The organism is Variovorax sp. 20P10.2.4, assembly GCF_058244205.1.
In genome coordinates this window covers 1-3,527 of the sequence record NZ_JBZAYE010000710.1, presented here as the reverse complement: position 1 = coordinate 3,527, position 3,527 = coordinate 1, and the positions used below count along the sequence as shown (strand labels likewise).

Below are 3,527 nucleotides of genomic sequence, written 5' to 3'. Positions count from 1 at the left end.
CTTGTCTTCCTGGCTGCGCGCGCGGCGGCGCAGGTCGTGCTTCGGGTCGCGCAAGGGCATGGAGCGTGGGGCCGGCGTGGGGGAGTGGAGGCGATAGACGGCCGAAGTATAGGTGGCGCTGCGGGAAAACCCGGGCTATAAATGAACGCGTTCAAATAAGAATGCGCCCATGTCCTTCCTCTCCACCTTCGCCGATGCCGCGCCCGCGCCCTGCTGTTGCGGCGGCGCCGCTGCCGCCGCGCCGGCTCCGATGCCCGCGCCGATCGATGGCGCCTTCTCGCTGGTCGACCACTTCGGCACGCCGGTCGACCAGCGCAGCTATGGCGATCGCCACCTGCTGGTGTTCTTCGGCTTCTCGCACTGCGCGGTGGTCTGCCCGCGCGAGCTCACCAAGCTCGGCGCGGCGCTGCGGGCGCTGGGCCCGCTGGCCGCGCGCGTGCAGCCGCTCTACGTGAGCGTCGATCCCGCGCGCGACACGCCCGAGGTGCTGCGCGCCTGCGTGGCGCGCCATCCGGGCGGCTTCGTCGGCCTCACGGGCAGCGAGGCGCAGGTCGAGGCCGCGAAGAAGAGCTTTCGCGTGTTCGCGCGCCGCGTGCCCGACGCGGCGGCGCCCGGCGGCTACGTGGTGCCGCACACCGCGCTGGCCTACTTCATGGCGCCGGGCGGCCGCTACCTCGCGCACTTCGCCGAATCGCTCGATGCGCCTGCGGTGGCGGCGCGCATGAAGGAACTGATGCAGGGAGACACGCCATGAACAGCCACGAAGCCTCGACGCCGCTGAGCGACCGGCAGGCCGGCCACCTGCGCCATTTCGCCAACCTCTCGCGCCAGCCGGTCAACGACTGGTCGGGCATGCAGGGCCGCGGCACCGGCCAGGACGACTTCGGCGGCTACCGCTTCCAGCTCGCCTACATGGCCTATGCGATCGCGCTCGCGCACCGCCACCGGCTGCCCGCGGCGCCCGGCGCCTTCCGGCCCGTGTTCGAGCGGCTGATCGCCAAGATGCTGCTGCCCGAGGTCTGGATGTACTGGGCGCGCGTGAGCCGCGGCGGCAGCGTGTTCAACATGCACCGCTCGCACGACTACGAGGAGGACTGGAACCCGGTCGGGCGCGACAACATCATGTACAGCGCCTACGTGCAGTCGATGGCGCTGCTGCACCACTACCTGTTCGACGACGACCGCTATGCGCAGCCCGGCGCGCTGACCTTCAGCTACTGGTCCTTCTTCTGGGGCGGCAAGGAGCGCCGCTTCGAATACGACCAGCGCAGCCTCAACCAGCACGTCTACTGGCAGATGGTCGAGAGCGGCTACCTCGGCGTGGCCTGCGAGCCCAACTGCGTGTTCCAGATCTGCAACCAGCCCGCGATCCTGGGCTTTCGCATGCACGACCTGGTGCATGGCGGCGCGATGGCGGCCGAGGTCACGACGGCCTACCAGCAGGCCTGGGAGCGCTTCGGCCGGCTCGGCGCCAATGGCCACTACCTCACGATGATGGCGCAGGACACGCAGGCGCTGCGCGACAACGCCGGACCCTCGCCCTGGGTCGATGCCTGGTGCGGCATGTTGATGAACATGTGGAACCGCGACTTCGTGCATGCGCACTATCCGGCGCAGCTCGCGGGCTGGCTGCTGCGCGGCGAGGACGGCGCCTGCTCGGTGCGCTCGGCCGAACGGCCGCCGGTGATGGGCCAGCAGGTGGTCAACGACGATTCCGATTTCGGCTGGGGCGCGGCCTGGGCCTCGGAGATGGGCGACGCGGCCACGCTCGAGGGCTTCATGCGCCATGTCGATCGCCACATGGCGCCGAGCTGGCGCGAGGGCGGCTTCCACTTCCCGCGCAACGACCAGCTCGAGGACGCGCAGGGCCATCGCACGCTGGTCGAGCCGATGACCGGCAACGTGCTGCTGGGCTACGCGAGCCTCAACGTGCCCGACGGGCTCTGGCGCCTCTACAACCAGCCCTGGCCCGAGCACCACCATCGCCAGCCCGCGCTGGTGCGCGTGGACGACGCGGTCGATGTGCTGCAGGCGGTGTTCGACACCGAGGCGCGCGTGCTGCGCTTCGCGCTGCGCCGCTGCGAGGGCGCGCGCGGCGGCGTCGAGGTCGAGATCGGGCGGCTGGCATCGCGCGGTGCCTGGACCCTGTGGTGCGATGGCGCCGAGGTCGCTCGCGGCGAGGCGGACCGCATCGAAGGCGGCGCGGCCCTGGCGCTGCGTGCGACGTCCGAGGGCTTCGCGCTGCGCTGCCCCGAGGGCGCGACCGCGGCCTTCGTGCTGGCGTTCGGCGCCGACTGACTCAGCCGCGCGTGGGCAGCCGCGACTTGCCGTAGCCGCGGTAGCGCTGGCGCACCGTCTCCATCTCCTGCGCGTCGAGGATCACGGGCGCGCCGAGCTGCGCGCTCATCCAGTACTGGCGTGCCAGGGTCTCGAGCTTGGCGGCGTTCGCCACCGCCTTCTCGACCGTGGCCGCGTAACAGATCATCCCGTGGTTCGCGAGCAGGCAGGCGTTGCGGTTCTCGAGTGCATCGACCGCCGATTGCGCGAGCGCATCGGTGCCGAAGGTGGCGTACTGCGCGCAGGGAATGTCGTCGCCGCCGAAGCCCGCGAGCATGTAGTGGAAGGCCGGGATCGGCCGGCGCTGCGCCGACAGCGCGACGCAGGCATCCGAATGCGTGTGGACCACGGCCTCGGCCTGCGGGTAGCGGCGGTAGATGGCGGTGTGCATCGCCCATTCGCTCGAGGGGATGCCCGCGCCGCGGGTCTCGCCGTCGAGCGTGATCGACACCAGCGCCTGCGGGTCGATGGTGTCGGCGTCGGCACCCGTGGGGCTGATCAGCGCGCCGCCGTCGAAGCGGCAGCTGATGTTGCCCGCGCTGCCGTTGTTGAGGCCGAGCTGCGCGAGCCGGCGATAGCCCGCGGCCAGGGCCTGGCGCAGGGCGTCTTCGGACAGCGGGATGGGGGTGGAGGTCGTGGTCATGGGCGGTTCCTTGCGCGCGTCGGCGCGGTGAAGCGAAGGTGGGACGTTCGGTTCTTCAGCGGGCCGCGTCGCGCATGCTCTGCAGCATGGGCAGCAGCATGTCGACCGGACCCAGCTTGCCCGACTTGAGGCACAGCGCGAGCGGCGCGGCGCCGAGGGTCACCGCGCGCGCGATGCCGGGGCCGGCATAGGGGCCGACCTGCAGCCGGTCGATGGCCAGGTGCTCGAGCACCGAGCCCGAGGTCTCGCCGCCCGAGATCACGAAGCGCTTGACACCCGCGTCGCGCAGCCGCACCGCGAGCCGGCCGAGGATGTCCTCGGCCAGCGCCGCCGCCTCGTGCCGGCCGATGCGTGCCTGCACGCGCTCGATCACCGGCGCATGCGCCGAGGTCGCGATCGCGACCGGGCCCTGCGGCAGCGCCGCGAGCGCCCAAGCCAGCGCTTCGCCGATCACGTCGGCGCCGTCGATCGCGCGTTCGACGTCGATCCAGTGCACCGGCCGTTCGCGTTCGAAGGCACGCAGCTGTTCGATCGAGCGGTCGGCACA

At 71.5% G+C, this 3,527-nt stretch carries 4 protein-coding genes; 2 read left to right on the top strand and 2 right to left on the bottom strand.

Annotated features, from left to right (window positions below):
• Positions 1-169 precede the first annotated feature (169 nt).
• Both AC27VN_RS36080 and AC27VN_RS36075 read left to right on the top strand, forming a co-directional pair.
• A complete protein-coding gene (locus AC27VN_RS36080) occupies positions 170-754 on the top strand; it encodes an SCO family protein (RefSeq protein WP_490879738.1) in 585 nt (194 codons plus the stop codon).
• Positions 751-2,298: a linalool dehydratase/isomerase domain-containing protein gene (locus AC27VN_RS36075; protein ID WP_490879737.1), complete on the top strand. Its 1,548-nt coding sequence runs from the start codon at positions 751-753 to the stop codon at positions 2,296-2,298. Before AC27VN_RS36080 ends, AC27VN_RS36075 begins: the two co-directional genes overlap by 4 nt.
• A gap of 1 nt (position 2,299) precedes the next feature.
• Here the strand turns inward: AC27VN_RS36075 and AC27VN_RS36070 are convergent, their stop codons facing one another.
• Complete coding sequence (locus AC27VN_RS36070) at positions 2,300-2,980, bottom strand: class II aldolase/adducin family protein (RefSeq protein ID WP_490879736.1); 681 nt, start codon at positions 2,978-2,980, stop codon at positions 2,300-2,302.
• Positions 2,981-3,035: 55 nt separating this feature from the next.
• Positions 3,036-3,527, bottom strand: a 492-nt coding sequence (locus tag AC27VN_RS36065) for a nucleotide-binding domain containing protein (protein WP_490879735.1), incomplete at its 5' end; no start/stop codon positions are given.

Coding starts and splice junctions, on each gene's coding strand:
- AC27VN_RS36075 (WP_490879737.1), top strand. CDS start 751: ATGAACAGCCACGAAGCCTCGACGCCGCTGAGCGACCGGCAGGCCGGC.
- AC27VN_RS36070 (WP_490879736.1), bottom strand. CDS start 2,980: ATGACCACGACCTCCACCCCCATCCCGCTGTCCGAAGACGCCCTGCGC.
- AC27VN_RS36080 (WP_490879738.1), top strand. CDS start 170: ATGTCCTTCCTCTCCACCTTCGCCGATGCCGCGCCCGCGCCCTGCTGT.